This is a genomic window from Kordiimonas lacus (genome assembly GCF_001550055.1).
In the GTDB taxonomy this organism is placed as follows: domain Bacteria; phylum Pseudomonadota; class Alphaproteobacteria; order Sphingomonadales; family Kordiimonadaceae; genus Kordiimonas; species Kordiimonas lacus.
On record NZ_LRUA01000010.1, the window covers coordinates 7,501 to 33,766 of the forward strand.

The 26,266-nt window shown below is 55.5% G+C and carries 15 protein-coding genes (1 of these 15 cut by a window edge); 7 read left to right on the forward strand and 8 right to left on the reverse strand.

Features of this window, described 5'->3' with window-relative positions:
• From KORLAC_RS14970 to KORLAC_RS14980, 3 genes are all read left to right on the forward strand, one after another.
• A protein-coding gene (locus KORLAC_RS14970; RefSeq protein WP_160328646.1) for a M23 family metallopeptidase crosses the window boundary here: on the forward strand, window positions 1–618 show its end. 780 nt of this gene lie to the left of the window's left edge; the window shows 618 of its 1,398 coding nt (coding positions 781–1,398); its start codon lies beyond the left edge, outside the window; it ends in the stop codon at window positions 616–618.
• A gap of 53 nt (window positions 619–671) precedes the next feature.
• Window positions 672–1,235: an SPFH domain-containing protein gene (locus tag KORLAC_RS14975; RefSeq protein WP_068307885.1), complete on the forward strand. Its 564-nt coding sequence runs from the start codon at window positions 672–674 to the stop codon at window positions 1,233–1,235.
• A 716-nt stretch (window positions 1,236–1,951) separates the two neighbouring features.
• Window positions 1,952–4,858, forward strand: a complete 2,907-nt coding sequence (locus KORLAC_RS14980) for a TonB-dependent receptor plug domain-containing protein (RefSeq protein WP_206594983.1) — start codon at window positions 1,952–1,954, stop codon at window positions 4,856–4,858.
• Window positions 4,859–4,995: 137 nt separating this feature from the next.
• Here KORLAC_RS14980 and KORLAC_RS14985 read toward each other — a convergent pair whose 3' ends face one another.
• Together KORLAC_RS14985 and KORLAC_RS14990 are read right to left on the reverse strand one after the other, a co-directional pair.
• Window positions 4,996–5,922 carry a class I SAM-dependent methyltransferase gene (locus KORLAC_RS14985; protein WP_068307890.1) on the reverse strand — a complete coding sequence of 309 codons (927 nt, stop codon included), beginning with the start codon at window positions 5,920–5,922 and terminating at the stop codon, window positions 4,996–4,998.
• A complete protein-coding gene (locus KORLAC_RS14990; RefSeq protein ID WP_068307892.1) occupies window positions 5,922–7,784 on the reverse strand; it encodes a tetratricopeptide repeat-containing sulfotransferase family protein in 1,863 nt (620 codons plus the stop codon). Before KORLAC_RS14990 ends, KORLAC_RS14985 begins: the two co-directional genes overlap by 1 nt.
• Before the next feature lie 144 nt (window positions 7,785–7,928).
• Between KORLAC_RS14990 and KORLAC_RS14995 the strand changes: the two genes are divergently transcribed.
• Window positions 7,929–8,642 carry a 2OG-Fe(II) oxygenase gene (locus KORLAC_RS14995; protein WP_068307894.1) on the forward strand — a complete coding sequence of 238 codons (714 nt, stop codon included), beginning with the start codon at window positions 7,929–7,931 and terminating at the stop codon, window positions 8,640–8,642.
• 3 nt (window positions 8,643–8,645) lie between these two features.
• Here KORLAC_RS14995 and KORLAC_RS15000 read toward each other — a convergent pair whose 3' ends face one another.
• The gene (locus tag KORLAC_RS15000) at window positions 8,646–10,466 is read right to left on the reverse strand and encodes a tetratricopeptide repeat protein (RefSeq protein ID WP_074519263.1); all 1,821 of its coding nucleotides are present in this window, start codon (window positions 10,464–10,466) and stop codon (window positions 8,646–8,648) included.
• 290 nt (window positions 10,467–10,756) lie between these two features.
• On the opposite strand from KORLAC_RS15000, the gene KORLAC_RS15005 reads away from it, so the two are divergent.
• Both KORLAC_RS15005 and KORLAC_RS15010 read left to right on the forward strand, forming a co-directional pair.
• Window positions 10,757–13,996, forward strand: coding sequence for a TonB-dependent receptor domain-containing protein (locus KORLAC_RS15005; protein ID WP_068307899.1), 3,240 nt, complete (start codon window positions 10,757–10,759; stop codon window positions 13,994–13,996).
• Between the two features lie 138 nt (window positions 13,997–14,134).
• Window positions 14,135–16,051 (forward strand): alpha/beta hydrolase family protein, encoded by a 1,917-nt coding sequence (locus KORLAC_RS15010; RefSeq protein ID WP_068307902.1) that lies wholly within the window; start codon window positions 14,135–14,137, stop codon window positions 16,049–16,051.
• A gap of 52 nt (window positions 16,052–16,103) precedes the next feature.
• Here the strand turns inward: KORLAC_RS15010 and KORLAC_RS15015 are convergent, their stop codons facing one another.
• The gene (locus tag KORLAC_RS15015; protein ID WP_206594984.1) at window positions 16,104–17,648 is read right to left on the reverse strand and encodes a tetratricopeptide repeat-containing sulfotransferase family protein; all 1,545 of its coding nucleotides are present in this window, start codon (window positions 17,646–17,648) and stop codon (window positions 16,104–16,106) included.
• 497 nt (window positions 17,649–18,145) lie between these two features.
• Here KORLAC_RS15015 and KORLAC_RS15020 point away from each other — a divergent pair, with 497 nt between their 5' ends.
• Window positions 18,146–20,632, forward strand: a complete 2,487-nt coding sequence (locus KORLAC_RS15020; protein WP_068307904.1) for a TonB-dependent receptor — start codon at window positions 18,146–18,148, stop codon at window positions 20,630–20,632.
• A 68-nt stretch (window positions 20,633–20,700) separates the two neighbouring features.
• On the opposite strand, the gene clpB is transcribed toward KORLAC_RS15020, so the two are convergent.
• The 4 genes from clpB to prfA form a co-directional block, all read right to left on the reverse strand.
• Complete coding sequence (gene clpB, locus KORLAC_RS15025; RefSeq protein ID WP_068307906.1) at window positions 20,701–23,304, reverse strand: ATP-dependent chaperone ClpB; 2,604 nt, start codon at window positions 23,302–23,304, stop codon at window positions 20,701–20,703.
• A gap of 199 nt (window positions 23,305–23,503) precedes the next feature.
• On the reverse strand, window positions 23,504–24,124 hold the full coding sequence (locus tag KORLAC_RS15030) for a DUF4167 domain-containing protein (protein ID WP_068307909.1): 621 nt from the start codon (window positions 24,122–24,124) through the stop codon (window positions 23,504–23,506).
• Between the two features lie 151 nt (window positions 24,125–24,275).
• Entirely contained in the window at window positions 24,276–25,181 is a 906-nt protein-coding gene (prmC, locus tag KORLAC_RS15035; protein WP_068307911.1) for a peptide chain release factor N(5)-glutamine methyltransferase, read from the reverse strand.
• On the reverse strand, window positions 25,178–26,257 hold the full coding sequence (gene prfA, locus KORLAC_RS15040) for a peptide chain release factor 1 (protein ID WP_068307913.1): 1,080 nt from the start codon (window positions 26,255–26,257) through the stop codon (window positions 25,178–25,180). Before prfA ends, prmC begins: the two co-directional genes overlap by 4 nt.
• Between the last annotated feature and the right edge of the window lie 9 nt (window positions 26,258–26,266).

Genomic DNA, 26,266 nt, shown 5'->3' on the forward strand with positions numbered 1-26,266 from the left:
CGGGGTGACTATTTCGATGCCAACGGCCACAGTACCCGCAAGGCCCTGATGAAGACACCGCTGGATGTCACCGTCGTGACGTCAAGCTACGGCAAACGCAAGCACCCGGTACTTGGCTACACGCGGCAGCATACCGGTGTCGACTTCCGGGCTCGCACCGGGACGCCCATCATGGCCGCTGGTGATGGTGTGGTGGAACGGGCCAGCCGCTATGGCGGGTATGGCAACTATATCCGCATCCGCCATAACAGCACCTATCAGACGGCCTATGCTCACCTGAGCAAATACGGCAGAGGCATCAAGGCCGGAGTCCGGGTGAAGCAGGGACAGATCATCGGCTATGCCGGCGCTACGGGCCGGGTAACGGCTGCACACCTCCATTATGAAGTGTTGGTTAACGGCCGGCACGCCAACCCGCTTACCCTGAAACTGCCAACTGGACGGGTTCTGGAGAAGGAGCAACTGGCTACCTTCCAGCACGCCCAGGCAGCGCTTGTAGCAGATATTGACAAAATCCTGATGCAGCAACAGATATTGCAAACGGCCTCTGCCGACACGGTGAACCCATCACCTGATTCGGATGGCGTGGCAGGCATGACAAATACAGCCGACAGATAAACGGCAAGCCCACCACAGATATATTGGGCAGGAAACTTCAAGGGGGACTTCTAATGAACAGGATCGCCGCTACTCTACTGGCATCCACCGGACTTGCGCTGTGCGTATCAATCGGTCCAGTTACAGCAGACGACACACCGACGCTCGACAACTTCAAGAAGTGTGCATCCATTAAAGACGACGCCAAACGGCTAGCTTGCTTCGACAAAGCAGCGGCCGGATTTGACTTCGAGAAAGCCACCGCCAGCCTCAACGAGGCCAAGCGCCTGCGTGCCGAAGCGAAAACACTCAAAGAAGAGAAGCGCAAGCTGGCCGAAGCGGAGAAACGCCGCGAGGCAGAGCTGGCTGCACAGCGGACGGAAGAGTTCGGCAGGGCTGACGCAGAGGTCCGCACCGTTGACCGGGTCGAAAGCGCAATCAAACGCGTGATCGAGCCGCGGGTTGGCGGCAAATACCTGGTGCTCGAAAACGGTATGGTCTGGCAGATCGTCGATGGCGGCAGAACTGGCCCGGTCAAAGAAGGCATGGCGGTGCATATTAATAAGACAGCCTTTGGCGGTTACTTGTTGACCTTCGAGCTGACACGCCGAACCTTCCGGGTCAAACGCGCCAACTAAGGGCAGCTCCCCAAATTCAACCAATCGCTGGCCCGCAAAAATTCAGTCAGGCCCCAGCCTGCCTGAAAGGCGATACAGGATTATGGAGGCACGCTCAGGCTGTTGCAACAAGGCCACAAAACCCCAGATGGACCACCTTTCAGCCCTCCCATTGCCTTGAGAGATAACTCGGAAGACTTTGCCCGCTGCATCGGCCCGCTTGACCGACCTCAGCACATTTCCACAACACCCGCCCGGACGCTCCTGATCTCAGCGCAGCCGAATAGCCTGAAGACGCCTAGGCATGCTCCGCGTCAGGTAAAATGTCACAAATTCAAGAGCTTCAGGTGCCAGCCCGCCGTAAGAAACCAAAGACCCGGAACCAAGGGGCGCCATTGTCAGCAGACACGCATTCCGCGCGGGCTCAAAGAGAAATAGTTTCTCCTAAAACCAATACCCGCAGAAAAACTTTCGCTCTAAACTAAAATCCATCAACCACAGAGGGTTTAAACCACCTAAAATACAGCTACAGCGAGGTTCCGGCGACTTGATATAACCATGGTTTATGTCTGTGGCGCAAATGACACACCAATCTGCTAATCCCAAAGTTCACCTAACCGGAAGATTAAACTTTTCTGTCATGCGGGGACAGATTCTGGCTACAGGATATGAGCGGAAAGTAATTTCCGCATATTCCGAGTGCTTGGAAAGCAATAATACAGAAGAGGAAACGCAGAGTGTCTAAGGAACTCATGAAATTGCGCCGCTCCGCCCTTATGGGCAGCGCCGCGACACTGCTCGCCAGCTTCGCGCTGGGCGCAGGCGTAACCGGTGCTTCTGCACAAGATGCAGACTCCGATTTTGATATGGACCTGGAAGAAGTAACCGTAACCGGTTCGCGCATCGTACGTCGCGACCTGACGGCTCCTTCCCCAATTTCTACTGTTGGTGCTGAAGAATTCCAACTGACTGGTGCACAGAACGTTGAGCAGGTACTTGCTACTCTGCCACAAACGATCCCAGGCTTTGGTGGCTCCTCCAACAACCCAGGTGATGGTACTGCAACTGTTGACCTTCGTGGTCTCGGTTCTTTCCGTACCCTGGTTCTGGTTAACGGTCGCCGTTACCTCCAGTCTCGTCAGTCTGGTACGGTTGACCTGAACACCATCCCATCCACGCTGATCGAGCGTGTGGAAGTTGTGACCGGTGGTGCATCCGCTGTTTACGGTTCCGACGCTATGGCAGGTGTTGTTAACTTCGTGATGAAAGACGATTACGAAGGTCTGGAAGTTTCCGGTCAGTACGACACCACAATCCACGGCGATGCTGAGAAGTACAACATCGACGCTACAATGGGTGGTAACTTCGCAGATGGTCGCGGTAACGCTACCCTGTTTGTGAACTACGCTAAGCGTAAGTCACTCATGCAAGGTGACCGCAAGTTCTCCACTTTTGCACTGGGTGATGATCTCTCCAACACCGACGCTCAAGACGAGTTCGGTATTGGCGACGGCCTGGTAGCTGGTGGTTCTTCCGGTATCCCTGGCACCCGCGTATTCGGTGGCCCAACTCTGCCAAACGGTGACAACCTTGGTCGCTTCAACCCAGACGGTTCTGGTGCACCATTTACTGCAGCTGACCGCTTCAACTACGCACCAGACAACTTCCTGCAGCTCCCACAAGAGCGCTGGATGGCGTCTGCAATGGCACACTATCAGATCAACGACAGCGTTCGTATGTACACGGAAGCTACGTTCGTATCTAACAAAGTGCCACAAGAGCTGGCTCCTACGCCTGCGTTCCTGGGTACACTGGAAGTTAACCCAGACAGCCCATTCTTCGCTTCTGACGTACAGACTGCCCTTGATGGCATCCGCACCGACACCAATGGTGACGGCATTGTAGATGGTGACGATAACGCATTCCTGCCATTCATCGGCCGTCGTATGGTTGAAAACGGTCCTCGTCAGGCTCTCGACACCCGTGACGCCTTCCGCGTTCTCGTTGGTTTCGACGGCGAAATCGGTGATGGCTGGTCCTACGATGTGAGCTACTCTTACGCTCGCGTAGACAACTTCCAGTTCCTGAAAAACGACGTATCTGACTCCCGTTTCCGTCAGGCAGTTCTCGTAACTGACGACGGTACAGCTTGTCAGGATGATTCTGCTGGCTGTGCTCCACTGAACGTCTTTGGTGCTGGCAACATCAGCCAGGAAGCTATTGGCTTCATCAACATTTCCGCAACCAACGTAACTGAAATCGAAACCCAGAACCTTCAGGGTATCGTTTCCGGTACGCTCGGTGACTGGACTGGTGCTGGTGAAGTTGGCCTCGCGATCGGTGTTGAATACCGTAAAGACGATTCCGCGTTCACGCCTGATACCTTCCTGGCATCCGGTGACGTTCTCGGCTTCAACGCTGGTGAGCCAACTGTAGGTGGCTTTGACACATACGAAGTGTTCGCTGAGATGGCTCTGCCACTCATCACCGGCGCGCCAATGGCTGAAAACCTCGAAGCCAGCCTTGCTGCTCGTTACGCAGACTACTCTACAGCTGGTTCCGTATGGTCCTACGCTGCTGGTCTGACTTGGGCACCGATTGCTGACATCAGCCTGCGTGGTCAGTATCAGCGCGCTGTACGTGCTCCTAACGTACTCGAGCTGTTCCAAGGTAACGCAAACGGCTTCCCTGGTGCAGTTGACCCTTGTTCCGATGCGAACCCAGACGCTGTTGCGGGCAACGCGGCACTCGTTTCACTCTGTGAAGCAACTGGCGTTCCAGCGGGCCTCACTGGTCAGTTTACTCAGGCCAACACTCAGATCGAAGGTATCTTCGGTGGTAACCCTGACCTCTTCGAGGAAAGCGCTGACACCTACACCTTCGGTGCTGTGATCACGCCTGAGGCTCTGCCTGGCTTCACAATGACCGTTGACTACTATGACATCACGATCGATGACGCTATCTCCACCCTTGGTGGCGGCGTTAACAACATCCTGGACATCTGTTACAACAATGTTCAAGACCTGAGCTCGATCTACTGTCAAGCAATCACGCGTCGTTCCAATGGTGACGTTGACACCGTATTTGCCGGTAACGCAAACATCGGTCAGGTGAAGACTGCTGGTGTTGACCTTCAGATGTCTTACGGCATGGACGTTGACTTCGGCTTCTTCGAAGGTGGTTCCTCACTGGACTTCAACTTCGTTGGTACGCACGTAATCAACAACGAAGTAACACCTGACCTGTTCGTAGGTACAGTGAACGACTGTGAAGGCACGTTTGGTAACACTTGTGGCGAGCCTGATCCGAAGTACCGCTTCAACCTGCGTACGACGATGACGAACGGCCCACTTCAGCTCTCGCTGAACTGGCGTTGGCTCGACAGCGTTGAAGACGACCAGATCAAGAATGGCGGCCTTTCCGCTTCTGATCTGCCAGTTCCAACGCTGGGTGCAGAGAACTACTTCGATCTGTCCTTCACGTACGACGTGAACGAGAATCTGCAGATGTACGGTGGTGCTCGCAACATCTTCAACAACAAGCCTACGTTTGTTGGTGACAGCCAAGAGCAAGCAAACACCTTCCCAGAGACTTACGACGCAATCGGTACGCGTCTGTTCCTGGGTGCACGTGTGCGCTTCTAAGCCAACGGCTTAATCAGAACACGGGAGCGGCGGGCATTGCCCGCCGCTTTCTTTTTGCCCAAAGGCAAACGCATCAATTGACCCAGCACACTCAGTGCCATGGCTTCAGCAATCTCTGAATTTCTGAAATGAGTGGGCTAGCGTCGCCCTGTGACCTGCCATCCAAGGAGCGCCTGGTCGGAACCGACATGAAACGGCTGTACGGCCACATCATGTAGCCCTGTGTCTGTCATTAGCCTGCAAAGGCTATCAGCTTCGTCCCCGGACAAAGCAGCATGACCGAGCTGACGCATGCGTTCCTGCTCTGCCTCAAGTCGGTGGCGCATGTCAGCTGCACCCTGAATGCGGATGGCGAGGTCAAGGTCCTGTCGTGTCAGAAGTTGCCTGACTGCAGCAAAAATCTCGGCCGTAATTCGCGGGAGTTGATTATTATTTTCGCTAAGCAGGCGCCGTCCTTCGCCTTCCAATGCATCCATTGATGAAGTGCCCGCCAACAGCTGCTGGATGCAATCAACCAACCCACCTGACCCCAAAAGCGTTTCGATTTCAGCGATCTGGGCGACATTCGGCGCAACCAAGGCACCCTCTTTATGATGGACCAGCAACTGGAATGGCGCCCCTGATCGAAGCACGCGTGCAAGTTCGGCAACTGCCGACGTAGCCGGTGCATATTCAAAGCCGAACTGGGACACGGCACCATCGAAACACTGATCACCGAACGGCAGAGCGCAAATGTCAACACCCCCACGGAACGCGATCAGGTTCGCGAAATCACTATATTCTGTCAAATAAGATTCAGGCCGGATATCCGCCAGATCGACGGCATTCACCGTGACGTCCTTGCCAAGGTCAGCAGCGGCCTGAACAAGACGCAAAGCGACCGCACCATTCCCAGTCGCAAGGTCCAGCAACCGTCCACCGGATGGACAACCCTTCACAAATTCACGCCAAAATCCAAAGATCGCCTTTTGATCGCCTTCTTGCTGACCTGGACGAACAATACAGCTGTCCAATCGGTTGGCGGCATGCCAGTAGGTTGTCCAGGCTGTCTCCTTCGCCACCATCAGAAAAACACCCCATAGGCCTCCAGCGCCTTCTCCAGGGGGGCAAGCTGGGCCTCATACGACCGCCAGCGTCCGATACCTTCCTTGTTCAAGGGCTTCCTGACCTGTAGCTCACTGAAGGTGAAACTGGTCCCCTGCTGCTTATGAAACTCAAGGCAGCCCTCATGCCATTCCAGGCCACAAAATTCGGCGATGGCCTGTGTATGGGCAAGCGGGTCATCCACCAGGTCTTCGTAGACAACTTCCAAGACTTGAGCCGGAAATACGGATTTCCAATGGTCTTTCAGGCGCATGTTCTCAGCATAGAAATGGGCCAGCCAATCCAGGTCAACGGAATACCTGTGGGCATCCGCGAAAGGGCGGCTGAATATGGACAGGCAGACGTCCCTCGGGTCGCGGCGCATATAGATTACACGCGCGTCCGGAAACATCTGGCAGGCCAAGCCTACATGGCGGAAATTGTGAGGCATCTTGTCTGTTACAACAGGCTGACTGTGCACTGTTTTTTGCCAATAGGATTCGGCTAATGCCGCCAACTGTTCGGGTTCCAGGTCTGTCGGACATGCAGCTCGACCCTGCGCCAAGTCCCAATAATATTGGGCCGCAACAAACTCTAGTGCCTCATTTTCACCGCCTGCCTCGACGCCGTTGAGGCAGGCAAGTATTTTCTCAACCAGCGTCGTACCGGACCGTGGCATGCCAAGAATAAAGATCGGCCTATGGCCGTCCGACTCTGGCGCCACAGCGTAATCGCCGCCGGTCGGGAAATGCCCGATAATCTTGTCATGTTCCACGACAATAGCATCTTTATCGTAGGCAGAATTACGCTTCGCCAGTAGGGCTTTATGTTTCAAATTGCCGCGTTCAAATGCACTGAATGCATCACTGAACTGTTCAAGCTTCTCGAACGCACGGCCGGCTGTCAGATCCAGCATGATCCGGTCCCATTCCGTCGCGCCATCGGCGTCAACCAGGCGGGTACATGTCTCGGCGAGCTCCGCCAGCTCATCTTTGGCCGAAACTTCAAACTTCAACTGCCAGGCGTGCCCAAACGTGGGTCGGCGCTCAATCGCCAAATCGGAAAACTTCCGGACACCCGCTTTATCACCCTCAAGGCGCGCGCATTTGGCCGCCAGGTGGTGCGCTTCCGCCCGGTCAATACCGCCCTCAACAGCTTTCTCAAGCTCAGCCCGGGCAGCTTCTGGTTGACGCGCAGTCAGCAACAGGTCCGCAAGGCTCAGATAGTCCTCCGCAGATGGCTCCTTCTTGGTCATGTAGGTTCTGAAGGACGCCAAAGCCGCATCATAATTACGCAGGAAGCTGGCAGCCTTTGCGTGCTCAAACCACACTACAGGGTCATCGGGGTTTTCATCTGCCAGGGCTGTAAGAGCCCTGGCGGCACCGCGCCAGTTACCGGCTGCGCCCAGGGCCTTTGCCTTGAGAATTCGGACTTTCGGACTTTGATCGCCTGTTCGGACCAGGCAGTTATAGGCCTGCCCGGCCAGCCCCAGTTCAACCATTTTGGTACAGATGGGAATCAGGAAATAGATATTGTTTCCGGCAAGTGCGGCTGCCCTCAGCAGTGCTGATTTGGCGTCCTCAATGCGCCCAACCTTGACCAGGCAAAGTGCAAGATTGAACTGAAATTCAGGCACGTTGGGTAGCTGCGTCACCGCGCTCGTCAGATGACCCAGCGCTTCATCGCCTTTGTTTTGCCGCATCAACACAGTGCCCAGACCATATTCCGCGTCAGCATGCCCCGGGGAGGTCATCAATGCTTTTTGGTATAGGGCGACAGCATCATCAAGCCGACCGGCTCTGTGGCACCCCTCAGCCTGGTCAAGTAGCTGATCAATCGTCAAAAGAATCTCCCCTGCCCAAGTCGCCCAATGCCGCCTGCTTCCTTTTGTCGCCAGGAAAGTCGTCGGCAAGCCAGCCTTCGCCTTTTACAATGGGTCGCCATAAGTTAAAAGACCTGTAGTCACCACAAAGGGAAAAGAGTGGATATGTCGGACTTTTCGCTGAACAGCCAATTGAACGTGGACGATCTGGCCAAGGAATATGCCAGCAAGAGGCGCCTTCATATTCCCAACATCCTGTCTGAAGTCAGTGCCAACAAAATTGCTACATGTCTGGAGACACAGGTGCCATGGGGCTTTGCCTACAACAACGGCGAATCCCAGTTCCTGCGCGCTGAAGAAATGCAGAAGATGTCGGCGCCAGACCAGCAGAAGCTCCTGAAAGAACTTTATGACCGGGCGCGCACAGGATTTCAGTATGCCTACAACTGCTATCCTATTCTGGATGCCTATATGAACGGGTGGGGCCAGGTGCCCCTCCTGGATCGGGTTCTGGAATTTATCAATTCAGAAGAAGTCCTGGCCTTCATGCGAACGCTGACAGGACGGCCCGAGATTATCAAAGGCGATGCCCAGGCGACACGGTACGGCCCCGGCCAGTTCCTCAAGTTCCATACCGATAACGTGACAGAAGAATTTCGGGTGGCCGCCTTTGTGCTGAATTTCACCCGAGACTGGGACCCGGATTTTGGCGGCTACCTGCAGTTTTACGACAAGGACTGGGACATCGAAGAGGCTTTCCTGCCCCGCTTCAACGCGCTCAACATCTTTACCGTGCCGCAAAATCATGCTGTCAGCTATGTGGCCAACTATGCCACCAAACAGCGATATGCCATCACCGGCTGGTTCCGCTACAAGTAGGCTTTAAGTAGGCACCACATCGAACGGCGTCGTCATGCGCACACCGTCATCGGTGAAGGGCACTGTGCCATGCCAGACATAGGATGGGAACAGTGCCAGCAAGCCAGGTTCCGGCTTGATGATCTTTTTGATCTCTTCTCGGCCTTCACCAAGGGAAAGGCCGCTTTCACCGAATTTGATCCAGCCTTCATGGGCTTCATCAGTGTCTCTTACGCTATCCGGCACCTGTACATAAAAGGCGGAGCTGATCCACCCTGCCGGGTGCACGTGGTTGACGTGAAAACCGTCTTTGGTCAGGCGCACCGACCAGGACCCTGCGAACCGGAAAGTCCTGCTTTTGCGCCCGAGAAGAGGATGATCCGCATCATCAGGTAAGGCATCAATATATCGGGTAATGCATATCTCAAGCTGCTGCCTGAGTGTCTGGACGATCGGAACCGGGCGGAAGAACAAGCGCCCGTGAGTCTGGGTGCCGCCGCGCAAGGTCTGTTCAAGCGGCCGCACCTGCGTGACATGCATGTCCGTTACCGTTTGGCCCAACTCTTCGAGGAATTCATCAAGCGACCCGTACCCATCCGGCGTATCAATCCGCTGCGGCCGGACGAAGGCATCATAATCATTCAGCCATGCCTCCCGTTTGTCACCCAGAAAGCGCCAGCACAGACCCCGGTAGCACCACATTTCCTGGTCAAACGGGTTCAAGGCCTCAGCGGCTTCCAGGTGGCCCAGTGCGCTTTCATAATCACCTTTTTGGATCAGGAGCCGAGAGAAATCCATGCGGATAGGCTGATGCTCAGGGTTCGCATTCACTGCCTTTGCGAAATAATCGACACTTGCATCCACATCGCCCTTGGCCGCCAGGAGGCGGGCTTTCCGGCGGAACAGCCCCGCGTCTCCACCAAGGTCCGACAAGGCCTCATCGACCACAGCTTCCGCCGCTTCCTGGTTGCCTGCAAGCTCAAGGGACTTGATATAGGCCTCCCGTAGCTCAGGCGACTTGGGCGCGTTCTTGATGCCAATCTGATAGGATTTGGCGAACAGATCGCGCTTGCCATGTTCCCAGTACATCTGGTTCAAGGTCTCGTGGGCGTCCAGGAAATCGGGCTTGAGGGCGATGGCCGTGCGGTATTGTTCGTCTGCTTCGTCATAGCGGCCAAGCTCATACAGAGCGTTGGCCAGATTATACCTGAGCTCTGCGACCCGTGGCTCAATTTCCATGGCCCGCATATAATAATCGAGCGCTTCAGCCTGCCGGTCCTGCATCCTGAGCGCCACCCCCATATTATGGAGGGCACGGTAATAATCGGGCTTCACATTCAGAGCCTGAGCATAGGCCTCAACAGCCCTTTCCAGTTGATCAGTTTCCTTGAAAGAAATGCCCATGGCGTTCGCGAAACGAGGATCGCTGGGCATTATCGCCCGTGCCTTTTCAAGCGCGGCAATGGCCTCCTGGTGATGATCCATGCTTTGATACGCAAGGCCCATGTTAAAGAATGGTTCGGCAAACCCCGCCTGGACCCCGGCCGCCTTTTCATAGGCACCAACAGCCTCCTGAGGCCGGTTCATATCGCGCAACAGGTTGCCCAGATTGTTAAGCATTTGCGCGTTCGCAGGCTGGATACCCAGTGCCTTCCTCAGTTGTTGCTCTGCTTCGGCAAACCGCCCTTGGCGCCGCCGAATCAAACCCAACAAGTGCAGGGCATTGGGTTCTGAGGCAACCTGAGCGAGGATCGCACGGCAACATTGCTCGGCCGTGGCCAAGTTTCCCTGACTGAAGGCCTGCCCGCCTTGTTGTAGAAGATTTTGCAGTTGCGCGTTACTCAAAAAAGGCCTCCTCTTGCCATTTCTTTAGCCTTCCTAAAGCCGTTTGAGAACGAAAATCTACAGTCCGCGATATAATGTCTTTGGTACAATAAAACCATGATTGGCCTTAAGTTTAGCCCCAGTTAGTTTCAAAAGTTACATTTTTGTCACAGTTAGTTTTCATAATTAATCTCTTGTTAATCTTTGGCTTTACTCCCAATGAGGGGGCCGACACTTTAGGGGCCTAAACAAAAGGTCAGGGGCGCCTGTCGGGGCTGGCAGGCGCTACTTATCTCTGGGAGGAGTAACTTATGAATAGCACAGAGCTATTGAAGAACCGGCTGGCATTCAGCACGGCTTCACTGCTTATTGCGACTGCGGGCATGATGGGCACGCCCGGCGCAATGGCACAGGACACGGCAGGTTCCGGTCCACAATGCGCCGCCGACCAAGTCATTGGTGATGACGGCGAGTGTGTATTTGAGGATGAACTGGTTGAAGTGGTTGTTACGGGGTCCCGTATCCGCCGCAGCGAATTCACCAGCGCTTCCCCAATCCAGATCATCTCGGGTCAAAAATCCCGTGAAATTGGTCTGATCAGTGCTGCAGACGTTCTGCAGTCAACTGTTCAAACTTCTGGTCTGCAAATCGATAACACCTTCGGTGGTTTCGTGATCGACAACGGTCCGGGTTCCCAGCAGATTGGTCTGCGTGGTCTTGACCCAGAGCGTACGCTTGTTGTTCTGAATGGTCGTCGCCTGGCGCCTGCCGGTATCGGTGGTGCTCCAACATCGCCTGACCTGAACCTGATCCCAAGTATCATGGTTGACCAGTATGACATCCTGCTTGACGGTGCTTCGACCATTTATGGTTCCGATGCAATCGCAGGCGTGGTGAACATCAAGCTGCGTCAGGACGTTGAAGGCTTCGAAGTTGACGCTTCTTACCAGGTTCCGTTCGCGGGCGGCGCTGAAGAGTTGACGGCTTCCGTTCTGTGGGGCACGAAAACTGACCGCGCAAGCTTCATGATTGGTGCTGAATTCTACGACCGTAAGGCGCAGACAGTTGGCGAAAACCCATACATGGGCGATTGCGAAGGCTACGAGTATGAAGACGCGCAAGGGAACCGTTACCAAGGCGACCGCACATTGGGCCCAGAGTCCCGCGGCATCGTTGACTGCAACATCTTCCCGCTGACCAACCGTATGTCCATTCCGATTTTCTGGGGCAGCGTGTACTATACGCCTGGTTTCTCCAACACCGGTATTCCTGGTGTATCGGACGGTATTCCAAACTTCTCTGAATCGTCTGTAACTGGCTTCGCTGGCTTCTTCCCACACTGGGTAGCTGCTGACAGCAACGCCAACGGCGACCTGACGGACGACAATGGCTACGCCATCGTTGACTGGGATGGCGATGGCCTCAAGGACTTCGACTTCCAGGACCCGTTCTACGCGTTCGATCGTTCTGAATATGCGCAGCAATCCCAGTTTATCTCACCGTCTCAGCGTGTGACAATCATGGGTACTGCTGACTATAACCTGCAGGACGAGAACGATACGACCTTCTACTTCGAAGGCCTGTATTCCCAGCGTGACGACAGCAGCTTCGCGGCTGGCTACCAGTTGTTCCCAACTGTAGGCGCAGACAACCCGTACAACCCATGTGGTGTAGACGGTGTTGACTGTCTTGGCGTTATCGGCTTCCCGATTGGCCCAACTTCCGTGACGCCAATCGTGAACATTCGCGGTGACCGTGATACAGCAAACTTCGACCTCTACCAGTACCGTCTGGTTGGTGGTGTACGCGGTAACATCAGTGCGCTTGATAACTTTGGTCAGGGTAACTGGTCCTACGACGCTTACGGCTCCTACAGCTACTCAAAAGGCTCCAACAGCCGGTTTGGTATCAGCAACCCTCGTCTTGAGCAGTCTCTGGACGCGACGCGTGACGCTAATGGCAATCCGGTTTGTAACGATACGTCCAACGGCTGTGTTCCTGTGAACCTGTTCGGTGACAACATCTTCCAAGAAGGTGGTGGTACGTTCACTGACGCTGAAGCTGACTTCCTGATGGTTGAGCGTTACTCTGAGACGATCGTCAAGCAGACAATGGCTAGTGCATTCCTGACGGGTGACCTGTTCCGCCTGCCATGGAACGACACTGTTGTTCCAATCGTGTTCGGCTATGAATTCCGCCGCGACACCATCGCGTCCAACCCGAACGACGTAGCTGCAGATGGCCTTCTCTTTGGTTGGTTTGCTGACAGCGGTGCTGATGGCTCGCGTGACCTGCACGAATTCTATGCAGAGACACACCTGGACCTGTTGCAGGGCCTGCCATTCGCCGAAGAGCTGTCGATTGACGCATCTGCTCGCTGGACTGACGAGAGCTACTATTCTCCTGCGTCTACATACTCCGTCAAGGGTGTGTACCGTCCGGTGGAATATCTGACCTTCCGCGGCAGCTACGGTACGTCTTACCGTGCACCAAACCTGCGTGAGCACTTCCTGAACGGTACAACGGGCTTTAACTCGGTTTCTGACCCATGTGTTGTTCCTGAAGCCGCTCGTGCAAACGCTCCAGGCGGCCAGCCTGGCGATCCACAGATCTACAATGCAGCTGATGATACTCGCCTCGACCGCGTGCTTGATGCATGTCGCGCAGACGGCGTGGACCCAACGACGCTGGGCCTGAACCCTGCAACGTTTGGTTCCTACTCTGTAGAAATCATCACTGGTGGTGCTCTTGACCTGACGGAAGAAGAAAGCACCAGTAAGACTGTTGGTGTTGTTCTCGACCAGCCTTGGTTCGACAACTTCGACCTGCGCCTTGCTGTGACTTACTTCGACATCGAGATCACTGGCAGTATCGAAGAACCAACCCGGGGCTTTATCGTGAATCGTTGTTACGACAACCCGGATGAGCCAAACGCGACCAGCGGTTTCTGTAGCCGTATCACGCGTGACAGCGATGGGTTCATTGATCTCCTGGATACCTCCTTCGTGAACGCTGGTCGCTACACGTCCAAAGGCTTCGACTTCAACCTGTACTATCAGCAGGACTTTGAAGTTGGCAGCAAAACGCTTGGCGTATCCTTCGACCTGCGTGCAACCAACCAGCGCGAAAACGAATTCGAGCTGTTCGGCGACCTCGACGACTTTGCTGGTGAGCCTGGCTCTCCACACTGGCGTGCCCGCGGCCTGCTGACCCTTGAATACGATGATTTCGCATTCAACTGGGATGCGCGTTGGATTCAGGGCGGTGAAAACGACAACCCAGAAGACTTCGACACAACTGCCATTCCTTGTGATGGCCTGGGTGTTGGCTGTCGTCCGGTTTACTACACCGACAACTATATGCGTCACAACATGTCCATCGGTTGGAACAACGGTAAATACCGCGTGAACGTAGGTGTTGAGAACGTCTTCAATGCCAAGCCACCTCGCGTGGATGCAGACGGCGTATTCAGCATTCGCAACGTTCCAATCGGCATCGGTCATGACGTAATTGGCCGCTCTGTCTTCATGAGCGTAGGCGCGACATTCTAAGAAAACTCTTAGCCCATCCATGTGGGCTAAGTTAGATTGTGGCTCCGGGAGACTGTCTCCTGGAGCCATTTTCACCTGAGGCCCGGTAGGCTGGCGCCCTGTGGCCTCGACCTTGGGAAATGATTGGGGTGAGATTCAATGTTTAAGAAACTCGGTTTTGCTATGGCTGCTGTGCTGTCGATGACAGCTGCGCCGAGCACACCAGCCTTCGCGGAAGAAGAAGACCAGATTCCGCTTGAGGCTTTTACCATGTTGCCAATGATTCAGGACGCGCGTGTTTCACCGGATGGGAAGAAGCTTGCTGTGCTGCGTGCCACATCAGCTGCTGGCAACTATATCGTGGATATCTATGATACCCGCCGCATGGACAAAGAACCTGTCAGGCTAGGCTCCGACAAAATGCAGATGCAAGCCGCAGGTTGGGCCAATAGTGATCGTCTTTACATGACGTTCCGCGTCCAGAAAGAGCGACCGAACCGCTTGGGAAGCTACTATCGCTTCCAGCGAGCCATTGTTGATGCCGATGGCAAAGGTAACTGGCTGGAACTGCCTGAGGGCAGCAGTCTTATGTCCTGGTTCAGGAGCGACAAGGATGAGATCCTCCTGGAAATGGACGCTAACGAAAACCGCATCCCTGATGTGGTTCGTTACAATGTGAATAATGGTCGCACGCGCACAGTTATTCGTGGCAGCACTAAAATCAGCGGCTTCACCAATGATGTCGATGGCGATATTCGTGGCGGCACCGGTTTTGAGGTCGAATCCGGTTCCATCAAATATTATGCGCGCCTCAAGGGTGATGATGACTGGGAGCTGATCAAGACGATCACACCTGATGCCGAGACCCGGGAAGATTTCGACCTACTCGGCTTCTCGGTGGAAAACCCGAATGAGATGTATATCCGCGCCAATAACGGCGAAGACAAGTCTGGCATCTACACATACAACCTTGAAACCAAACAGTTGTCAGAGCGTCTGTTCGGCCTCAAGTCAGTTGATGCAGGCGGCATCATCACCGGCAGCCAGCCCCATAACCTGGGCAAGCTTTTGGGCTACACATACGACTCCGGAGAATACAAGCGCTTCTATACCGATCCGGCAGAGAAAGCGCTGCATGACGCCGTACAGGCGCTGTTTCCGGAAGATGATGTGTCGCTCTACAGCCGGTCCGACGACGACAACATGATCATGGTTTATGTTTCGTCCGATACGACCCCAGGCACATATTATCTGTTGAAGAACAAGGCGGAGCTGATCAAGATCGGTGATACCTATCCGCTGCTGGACAAGAGCAACCTCGCAGAGAAAAAATATATCCGCTACAAGGCCCGGGACGGACGCACCATCTATGCTTACCTGACGGTGCCGAAGGGCGACGGCCCACATCCTGGCATCGTGCTGCCTCACGGCGGCCCATGGGTGCGCGAGACCGGCGGCTATGATGAGTGGTCCCAATTGCTCGCCAGCCGCGGTTATGTTGTGATCCAGCCTAACTATCGCGGCTCCACCGGCTATGGCCTCGATCACTGGAAAGCCGGCGACGAAAACTGGGGCCTGAAGATGCAGGACGACCTGGATGACGCTGCCATGTATCTGGTTGAAAACGGCCTTTCCACCAAGGACGAGCTGGCGATGTTTGGCTGGAGCTATGGCGGTTACGCAGCCTTCGCAGCCTCCATGCGTGATGACAACATCTATCAGTGTGCAGTTGCAGGCGCGGGTGTTAGCAACCTGGAGCTCCTGAACGCCGGTCTTCACAACAACCCGTTTTTGAAGGAACTGCAACGCCCTACCATCAAGGGAGTTTCACCTCAGAAACAGGTTGAGAAGGTGAATATTCCAATCTTTGTCGTTCATGGTGCGATTGATGAACGGGTCCCTGTGATCCACAGCCGTCAGTTTGTTGACGAACTGAAGAAATACGGCAAGGACTACAAATACACTGAAATGGAAGGCCTGGACCACTTCTCCAACCGCTTCACGCACGAGCACAAGAAACAGTTCTACACCGAGCTGCTTGACTGGCTCTCAAGCGATAAATGCTTCGGTAAGTAAGCGAGTAGAGAATCAGAGAAAAGCCGGGGTCCTGCCCCGGCTTTTTTTGTCCCTAATCCTGGGCCAGGTCTCGCAGCGCCCGTGTGAGTGGTTCAAGGCCTTCGTCACTGTATCGCTTCCAACGGCCAATGGAGCCGGAATAGAGCGGCTGTCTGACCTGCACGGAACTGGCCGTCGAAACCGGGGCCGCATTTTCATGGAACCGAAGACACCCTTCGAACCAATCCAGACCGCAGAAATCCAGCAAACGCCGGGTCTGGGCTTCCTGATCAAAGACGATATCCTCATAGCGGATTTCCATGAAGCGGTCTGCAGGCAGCAGGTCGCGCCACTGCGCCATCAGCCCATCAAACCCGCGATAGAATTGCGCTGTGCTCTCAAGGTCGTAAGTGTAGTTATAATAAGAGAATTGGGTGGAAAACAGCTGCCTATAATTACTCAGGCAGCTATCCATCGCGCCGCGCCTGAGCGCCACAATACGGGCATTCGGCAGTGCCTTGAGGATCAGCGCGGCATAAAAGAAATTCAGCGGCATCTTGTCGACGAACCGCTCGGCCCCACGTGCCAGCACTTTGGTTGCGGCCATGTAATGATTGCCAATTTCAGCCAGGTCAGCACCCTCGACCATTCTCAGCGTCTCTGCGTCCAGCACCATATTGCTGCTGCTTCCCGCCTTTGCCTTCACAAGGCCCGCGAATACATTCAACTCACCGGCAGACACCACATCAGGGTGGGTAGACAGGATACGGTCCACCAGCGTGGTGCCTGTGCGCGGCAACCCAACAACAAAAATCGGGGCGCCATCCGCCGCACCCGCCGCATCAAATCCTGCCGTTTCCACAGCGGCCTTGAACATGTCCGCCTGTTCGGCTTCATCGGTGGGGTAGCGTTCGCGGTTTTGTGCCTTGGCCCGCTTAAGCCACACCAGGCTTTCGTCATACTCGCCCAAGTCTTCATAGGTTTTGGCAATGGCGTGGCCCAGATGCAGTGCTGCATCGGCATCGCCTGCGAGCCGGTCAAACATCGGCAGCAACTCGTCAAGGCGGTTATCCCCAGATGTCTGCTTCTTGAGCGCCACCAGCCCCGAGTGCGCCTTGAAAAATTCCGCGTCGCGGGCAAGTGTCTCCTTATAGGCCTCTTCCGCTTCCTCGAAACGCCCGGCGAACTGCAGCGATGATGCCAGATTATAGTGGAAGTTGGCAGGCCCCGGGTTCAGGCTGATCGCCTGCCTGAAAAAGGGCACTGCCCGTTCATGAAAGCCTGCCCGACTGAATACGACCGCAATGATATCCGCAGTCATGGGATCATTTACCGGCAGTGCGGCGGCTTTCTCGGCGGCCTCCCGTGCATCGTTCTGGCGGCCAACAACCGACAGGACCTGGGCATAAGCCGCCCAATAAACGGCCTCACTAGGCGACAACATTGTCGCGCGTTCACACAGCTCGACGGCTTTGACAAAGTTCCGGTGATCGAGCGCGAGCAGGCCAAGGGCGTGATAGGGGCGTGGGTCCTTTACATCCTGTCGGATCATTTCCATGCTCAGGTTGTGGGCCTCCTGATACTGTTTAGCCACGACTTTCTTCAGCGCTTCGTTCAAGACAATATTCCCCGCGGATCCCGTTCTATTCAACCTGACGACCTTGAATGCCACTAGTCTCTGTTCCGTTGTAGGCAACAGCCAAACGTCTGCGCAACCGATTTCTCGAAGCCGCCTGCCTGGCGCCTTATCAGCTAGGCCAACTTTAGTCTCAGGCAGGCTATAACTTCGGCATAGCCACCGCAGATTCTGCAGGCAAGCAGGTTCGAACTGCATCTTGTGCTGCGCCGTCTCTGCAATTCTGCAGGTCATTCGCCGCGAAAGTTTGTATCATTCCTGTGGAGAACGACGCAATTTTGCGTGTCTTTTTGGTAACATGGACGAAAGAATAATCTTCGGGGCATAGAAATGCTCAGACCATTCTTTGCGGTACAGACGCACGCTATTGTCTCATAAGCAGAACCAAAAGACGCCAACAAGGCCGCCCAAAAAGTCACGTTGTCTGCAGTAGAGGGGCTGCAAAACGGTTTGAAGACCAATCCACAAGGAGGAAACTCATGATCCAGGGTCATGAAACATACCCACAAAAAAAGCATCGCCATGTAGCGCTATTGAGTGGGGCTGCAACGGCGCTTGCGCTGGCTGTTACGGGTTCAAATGTCGCACAGGCGCAAGACAGCCAAGACACGGCCGACGCCTTTTCCATCGATGAGATTATCGTTACGGCCACCCGCCGCGCGGGCTCTGTACAGGATGTTCCCATCAACATTGCAGCCGTAGGTGGTGCACAGATCGAAGAACAAGGCTTTGAGGATATTTCGGATATTCTGGCATATGTGCCTGGCATCAACGTGGTGGACCGCGGCGGCCGAAACGGTAACCGCCTGATCGTCCGCGGCCTGAACGCCGATTCACTCGGCCAGGGTTCTGCCAGTGCAAATGGCGGAACGGTATCCACCTATCTGGGTGAGATTCCAATCTACATCGACCTCAAGCTCAATGACCTCGAGCGTGTTGAAACGCTGCTTGGGCCACAGGGCACCCTGTATGGTGCAGGCACGCTTGGCGGCGCCATTCGGTATATTCCGAACAAACCCAAGTTTGACGAAACCACATTCGAGGTCCGCGGCGACGCCTATATGACCAAACATGGTGATGGTGTAAGCACCGATACTGGCTTCACCATCAACGTCCCGGTTTCCGACAATTTCGCGATCCGCGGCTCGCTTGATTATCTCGACTATAAGGGCTTCATTGACTATGGCTACGTAGTCAATGACATTGGCGTATCTGAACCAGATGGCGCCAATGCCGACATCACCAGCTATGAGGATATGAACGGCCAGGAAGCGCTTTCAGGCCGTATTGCTGCACGCTGGGAGCCGACAGACAGCCTTGATGCTACGCTGACCTACTATTTCCAGAATAGTGACAACGAAGGCCGCCAAACCAGTGGCTGGCGCGGTCCGCTGAATACCGACCGGTACGAAAGCCCGAGCCGTGTGCTGGAACCAAACGAAACCGAAAACGAGCTCCTCGCGCTTGAGATTACAGCCGACCTGGGTTTTGCAGAGCTTACGTCCGCAAGCGGCATCGGGGGCTACAAGGAAAATGGTCAACGGGACCAGACCGACCTTCTGATCAGCCTGGAATATAGCTATGAGACCTTCCCAACCTTCACAGCCTTTACCCGTGAAGACCAGGAAAACAGCTTCTTCAACCAGGAAGTCCGCCTCGTTTCCAAAGGCGAACATGACTATAACTGGATCATCGGCGGGTATTATAACAAGTTCAACTCCACCGGCACCTCGGCTGAATTCACACCCGGTTACGCTGCATTTGCCGGTTTCGACCGCCCGGATGATCTGGAATACTATTCTACCAGCGTGATCGACCTGACGGAAAAAGCTGTGTTCGGTGAGTTTGGGTATGACATCACTGATCGCTGGCAGGTAACTGTCGGTGCGCGCTATTATGAATATAAGCTGGAAACGTCTTCTACTGTGGACTTCCCGCTGTTTGATCCTGGCTTCACCATTCCTGACTTTGACGGACTTGGCGATCGGGCACCTGATCCAGACGCCGGCCAGGAAGACAGCGGTTGGCTTTTCAAGATCAACTCGTCCTATGAAGTGAATGACGACATGCTGGTCTATGCCACAGTCAGCCAGGGCTACCGCATCGGCAACTCGAACGGCATCGGCCAGTGTGACGCATTTGATCCGGACAAGAACCAGGGCGCGTGTGCTCTGGCGGAAGGTCAGGTGTATGACGCCAATGGCAATACGGCAGAGTTTGACGAGCGTTTCTTCACGCCCGACAAAACCACCAACTATGAACTGGGTGCCAAAACCACCTGGCTCGATGGTGACCTGACGCTGAATGCGGCCCTCTTCTACGTGAAGTGGTCTGACCCTCAGCTGGGTTCGGCAACGGTGAACGCAAGCATTCCGATCACGATCAACGCCTCCGGCGCAGAATCGAAAGGTATCGAGATGAGCGGTAACTGGCGTGTGACTGACCGGTTCAGCCTGCGCGGTGCCTTCAGCTACACCAAGTCCGAGCTGACTGACGATGTACCGTCACTGATCCGGACAATCCCGACGCCAACATCTGCAAACCCGAACCCGGGCTTTGCGACCATCTTTATCGACGGCAAGTCCGGCGACCGTCTGCCTGGTTCTCCAACCACGCAGTTCTCGCTGTTCGCCAACTATGATCAGCCACTCGATAACGGCGCCACGCTTCGGTATAACCTCGGCTATGCCTATCAGGGCCATGTCCTGTCACGTACCGGCACCCGTGGTGGCGGCCTGACGCTGGATGACTTTGGCATTGCCAACGCGTCTGTTGTCTATGACACGGAAGACTGGACTGTTACGGCCTATATCGACAACCTCTTCAACGAGTTTGCTGAGACAGGCGTGCAGAGCACCAGCCGTTCGAATCAGATTCAGCAGGGTGCAACGGTACGGTCCTTCCAGACAACGGTCCTGACGCCTCGTCAGGTCGGTCTGCGCTTTACCTACCGTTTCGGCCTTTAAGGCCTATAGGGTAAATGCAAAAAGCCGGGGTCCTGCCCCGGCTTTTTTCTTTTCTGAACATCGCAGAATTATGCTGCGTCGGCTTTTCTTTCCTGCTGCGTCAGCACCAGTGCGCCATCGCCTGCTGTGACGGAGACATGGTCCCCCGGTTTGATGTCACCCCTCAGGATTTCATCCGCCAATGGGTCCTGCAGATATTTCTGCACCGTCCGTTTAAGCGGCCGCGCACCATAAACCGGGTCATAGCCCATGTTACCAAGCCAATCGCGAGCTTCATCCGACAAATCGATCACAATCTTGCGGTCGTCCAAAAGCTTCTGCAGACGGCGTACCTGGATATCCACGATCGCGGCCATATGGCTACGTTCCAGACGGTGGAACAGAATGATCTCGTCCAGCCGGTTGATGAATTCTGGCCGGAAGGATCCCTTGACCACATCCATCACCTCGTTGCGTACGCTTTCAACTGGCTCACCGTCCTTGAGGTCGGCAATCAGGTGTGAGCCCAGGTTCGACGTCAGGATGATCAGCGTGTTGGTGAAATCCACCGTGCGCCCCTGACCGTCCGTCAGGCGGCCATCATCCAGCACCTGCAACAGCACGTTGAAGACATCCGGGTGTGCCTTCTCAATTTCGTCGAACAGAATCACCTGGTATGGCCGACGCCGCACTGCTTCGGTCAGCACGCCGCCTTCTTCAAAGCCGACATAGCCCGGAGGGGCACCGATCAACCGGGCCACGGAGTGTTTCTCCATGAACTCGGACATATCGATACGCACCATGGCAGTGTCGTCATTAAAGAGGAACGATGCCAGCGACTTGGTCAGCTCCGTCTTGCCCACACCGGTTGGTCCAAGGAACAGGAAGCTCCCGAGCGGCCGGTTCGGATCCTGCAGGCCGGCGCGGGCACGCCGTACCGAAGCCGAAACAGCCTCCAGCGCTTCCCGCTGGCCGATCACGCGGCGACCAAGCTCGTCTTCCATGCGAAGAAGCTTGTCACGCTCACCCTCAAGCATCTTCTCGACCGGCACACCAGTCCAGCGCGCCACAACGGCCGCGATATCCTGGTCAGTGACCTCTTCCCTGAGAAGTGACCCCGGTTCGTCTGAACTGGCTGCGGCTTCCTCCAGGCGCTGCTCAAGCCCTGGAATGGTGCTGTGCTGCAGTTCTCCCGCCTTGGCATAGTCGCCACGACGCTGGGCCTGCTCCAGCTCGATCCGGGCATGGTCCAGCTGTTCCTTGAGGTTCTTGTCGCCAGCGATCCGGTCTTTCTCCGTCTGCCAGCGGGCTGTCAGCTCAGCCGAGCGCTGTTCAAGGTCAGCCAGCTCTTTCTCAAGGTCCTTGAGGCGTGTCTTGGAGCCTTCGTCCTTCTCTTTCTTCAGCGCTTCCCGTTCGATCTTCAGCTGGATGATCTTGCGGTCCAGCTCGTCGATCTCTTCAGGCTTGGATTCGGTTTCCATACGCAGGCGCGAGGCGCTCTCGTCCATCAGGTCAATCGCCTTGTCCGGCAGGAAGCGGTCTGTGATATAGCGGTTCGAAAGCGTTGCAGCGGCCACCAGCGCAGCATCAGTGATGCGGACGCCGTGGTGCAGCTCATATTTCTCCTTGAGGCCGCGCAGGATGGAGATGGTGTCTTCAACCGTCGGTTCGCCCACGAAAACGGGTTGGAACCGGCGTTCCAGTGCCGCGTCCTTTTCCACATACTTCTTATATTCGTTGAGTGTGGTGGCACCAATACAGTGAAGTTCACCGCGCGCCAGGGCTGGCTTCAGGAGGTTGGATGCATCCATAGCGCCATCAGTTTTACCCGCGCCCACAAGCGTGTGCATCTCGTCAATAAACAGGACAATATCGCCCTCGCCCGCTGACACTTCCTGCAGCACGCCCTTCAGGCGTTCCTCAAACTCACCGCGATATTTCGCGCCGGCAATCAGCGACCCCATATCCAGCGCCATAATGGTCTTGTTCTTCAGGCTGTCCGGCACATCGCCGTTGGCAATCCGCAGCGCAAGGCCCTCCGCGATGGCGGTTTTACCCACGCCGGGTTCACCAATCAGCACCGGGTTGTTCTTGGTCCGGCGCGACAGCACCTGCACGGTGCGACGGATTTCTTCATCGCGGCCGATTACCGGGTCCAGCTTGCCGTCGCGGGCACGCTGGGTCAGGTCTTGCGCGAACCGTTTGAGGGCGTCATAGGCATCTTCGGCAGACGCCGTATCCGCCGTCCGGCCTTTGCGGACCGTATTGATCGCTTCATTCAGTTTTTCGGGTGCCAGGCCAGCCTTCATCAGAATGCTGCTTGCCTCACATTTGGGCGTCAACAGGAACGCCAGCAGCATACGTTCGGCGGTGACATATTTGTCGCCTGCCTTTTCTGCAATTTCCTCTGCTTTGGCAAATACCTGTGCAGTCGCTGGGTCCAGATGCAACTGGCCGGCGCCGGAGCCCTCGACTTTGGGAAGTTTAGCCAAGGCTTCTTCAACGCCCTTCAAGGCATCTGCTGGCCGGCCACCAGCCGCACGAATAAGGTTCGCGGCAAGGCCTTCCTTATCGTCGAGGAATACTTTCAAAAGGTGTTCTGGTGTAAAACGCTGGTGGCCTTCACGAAGAGCCAGCCCCTGGGCGCTTTGAATGAAACCGCGCGTGCGGTCAGTATAGTTTTCGATATTCATGTGTCATTAACCCCATGATTGTCCTGCCCTTCTTTTGAAGCTGCAGGGTTACTGTCGGTTACTCACAGACGCCTTCTTTGAAGCCCGCCTGCTATACACATGTGGGTACTATACCAAATTCACGCAAGGGTGGGAGGCATGAAAAAAGGTCGCACCCCGGAGGACACGACCTTTCATAATCTTTTCTGCAGAAATTGCCTTAAGCGGCTTCATTGCCTTCTGGGCTTCCACCAGCTTCAGCCGGGGCATCTGCAGCGACTTCAGGCGCCACATCGGCCTTGGGGCTGCGGCGACGGGCTGGCGCCCTGCGGCGTTTCGGCTTTTCCTCGACCGCTGTGCCGTCCAGGTCCAGATCAGGATGCACCTCAACCGGCTGGTCAGCCACTGCCGGATCACCTGCAACCTCTGCAGCGCTTGCAGGTGCAGCCTGATCGTCAGCGGCTTTGCGGCGACCACGACCACGGCGAGGCGCCTGTTCGGCTTCCTGCTGGGGTGCGTTGTCATCGTGCTGGTCATCATCAGACTGATTTGAATCACGCTGGTTCTGGTCGCGTTGGTTTTGTCCACCATTGCGCGCCGTCACTTCGTTCAACACACGCTGATAGTGGTCTGCGAACTGATAGAAATATTCAGCCTGAACCCGGTCACCAGCCTGTTTGGCCTCCCGTGCCTGGTTCTTGTATTTTTCCAGCAGCTGCTTTGGATTGCCGCGAACCTTAGGCTCGTTGCTCCGATTACCAGGACCGCTATTGCTACCTTTGCCGCCTTTGCGGGGTGCAGACCTACCGCGCTGTTTCCGCGCGTTCTGATTCTGTTTCATGCGAAATCATTACCAACAGTGATAAGAGATTAAATCAAAGACAGACCAAGCCTGCCAGTCTTCCGACATCGAATTCGACCGTTTTCGGAAATTATGTCCGCGGCGGTAGGCTAAAAAAGCCCTTGTCCGCTCCATCCAAGACACCTTCACCCTAGCGGGTCTTATCTGGCATTCCAAGGGAAAAAGGCTGAAAAATCAGCTTTTTTTTACCCCAAACCACGCGTTCAATACCGCCCAGGTCTTTGACCTTGCCGGTTTCCACCAACCCGGCAGCATCAAATAGCGCCTTCACGTCATCAGCCTGATGAATGCCAACTTCGACCGCAAGGATGCCGCCGGGTGCCAAAAAGGCAGGGGCTTGTTCTGCGATCAGCCTGTATGGCCCCAGGCCATCGTTCCCGCCATCAAGCGCACCACTGGGCTCATAGAGCCGCACGTCCGGCATCAGGTCCGCCATGTCGGCAGACGGGATATAGGGTGGGTTGGAAACGATCACGTCAAAGCGCTGATCACCACCAAGCGGCTCAAACCAACTGCCTTCAAGGAAGGCTGTGCGCTCCTGAAGGCCAAGCGTCTCAGCATTATGCTTTGCCACCGCTAGTGCCCCAGCACTGATATCTACCGCATATCCTTGCGCGCCCGGTAATTCGTGCAACAGGCTGAGGCATATACAGCCCGTGCCAGTGCCCAGGTCTAGAACCGACCGGACAGGCCGACCGGACATCTGGTTGAGAACCGTTTCCACAAGCGTTTCAGTGTCAGGGCGCGGGATCAGTGTGTCAGGCGACACCTTGAAGGGAAGGCTCCAGAATTCCTGCTCTTCTGTGAGGTAGGCCACAGGTTCGAACGCTTGACGCCGGTCGATAAGTGAATCGAACGCCGTAGCTGCTTCTGCCGAAACAGGGTCAGCTAACTTGCCGTATAGCGCCATGCGCGGACAACCCAGCACATGGGCCAGCAGGATCTCCGCGTCCAACCGGGCGGTGTCAATCCCGGCGTCCACCAGCTTGGCCTCAGCCGCCTGTATCAGCTGCTGAAGGGTGCCTGCTGTGCTCAATAGCCCGCTTCCATTGCTGACAGTTTGGCCGCCTGGTCTTCGCTGATCAAGGCGTCGATCACCTCAGAGAGGCCTTCACCGGCCAGAATCTGGTCCAGCTTGTGAAGCGTCAACCCTATCCGGTGGTCGGTTACGCGGCCCTGCGGGAAATTGTAGGTCCGGATGCGTTCAGACCGGTCACCTGAGCCAACTTGTGCTTTCCGGTCCTCAGACCGCTCGGCCGCCGCCATTTCGCGCTCGCGGTCATAGAGCCGGGCACGCAGGATTTTCATCGCCTTGTCGCGGTTCTTGTGCTGCGACTTTTCCGATTGCACAACCATGATGCCCGTGGGCAGGTGGGTGATGCGAACGGCACTGTCCGTGGTGTTCACGTGCTGGCCGCCAGAGCCCGATGCCCGCATGGTATCAATGCGGATGTCTTCCGGGCGAATATCGATATCCACCTCTTCCGCTTCCGGGAGCACCGCGACGGTAGCAGCTGAAGTGTGGATACGCCCGCCGGATTCAGTAACCGGTACACGCTGCACCCGGTGCACACCGGATTCGAACTTCAGTTTTGCGAACACGCCTTTGCCGGAAACGTTGGCCATGACTTCCTTGAAGCCACCCACATCGGCAGGCGAGGCAGAGACCATTTCCATCTTCCAGCCCTGCGATGCCGCGTATTTTTCGTACATTTCATAAAGGTCACCGGCAAACAGGGCCGCTTCGTCCCCCCCTGTGCCGGCCCTGATCTCAAGAATCGCTGATTTCTCATCAGCGGCGTCCTTGGGCAGCAGTTGGATCGATAGCGCCCTGTCCATCTCAGGCAGCTTTTCCTTGAGCGCCAGGAATTCCTCCTGCGCCAGCTCCTTCATCTCCGGGTCATCACCGGATTCGATCATTTCTGCCAGGTCTGCCATTTCCTCGCGGCCCGCCTGAAGGGCATTCACGGCTTCAATCACAGGCCCCAGGTCCGCATACTCGCGGCTCAGCTTCACAAACTCTTCGTTCGAGAATTTGTCTGGTGTGCCAAGCGCATGGCCCAGATAGTCATAGCGGTCGGTCAATTGCTGCAGACGTTCGTCGGAAATCATACCCTCGCT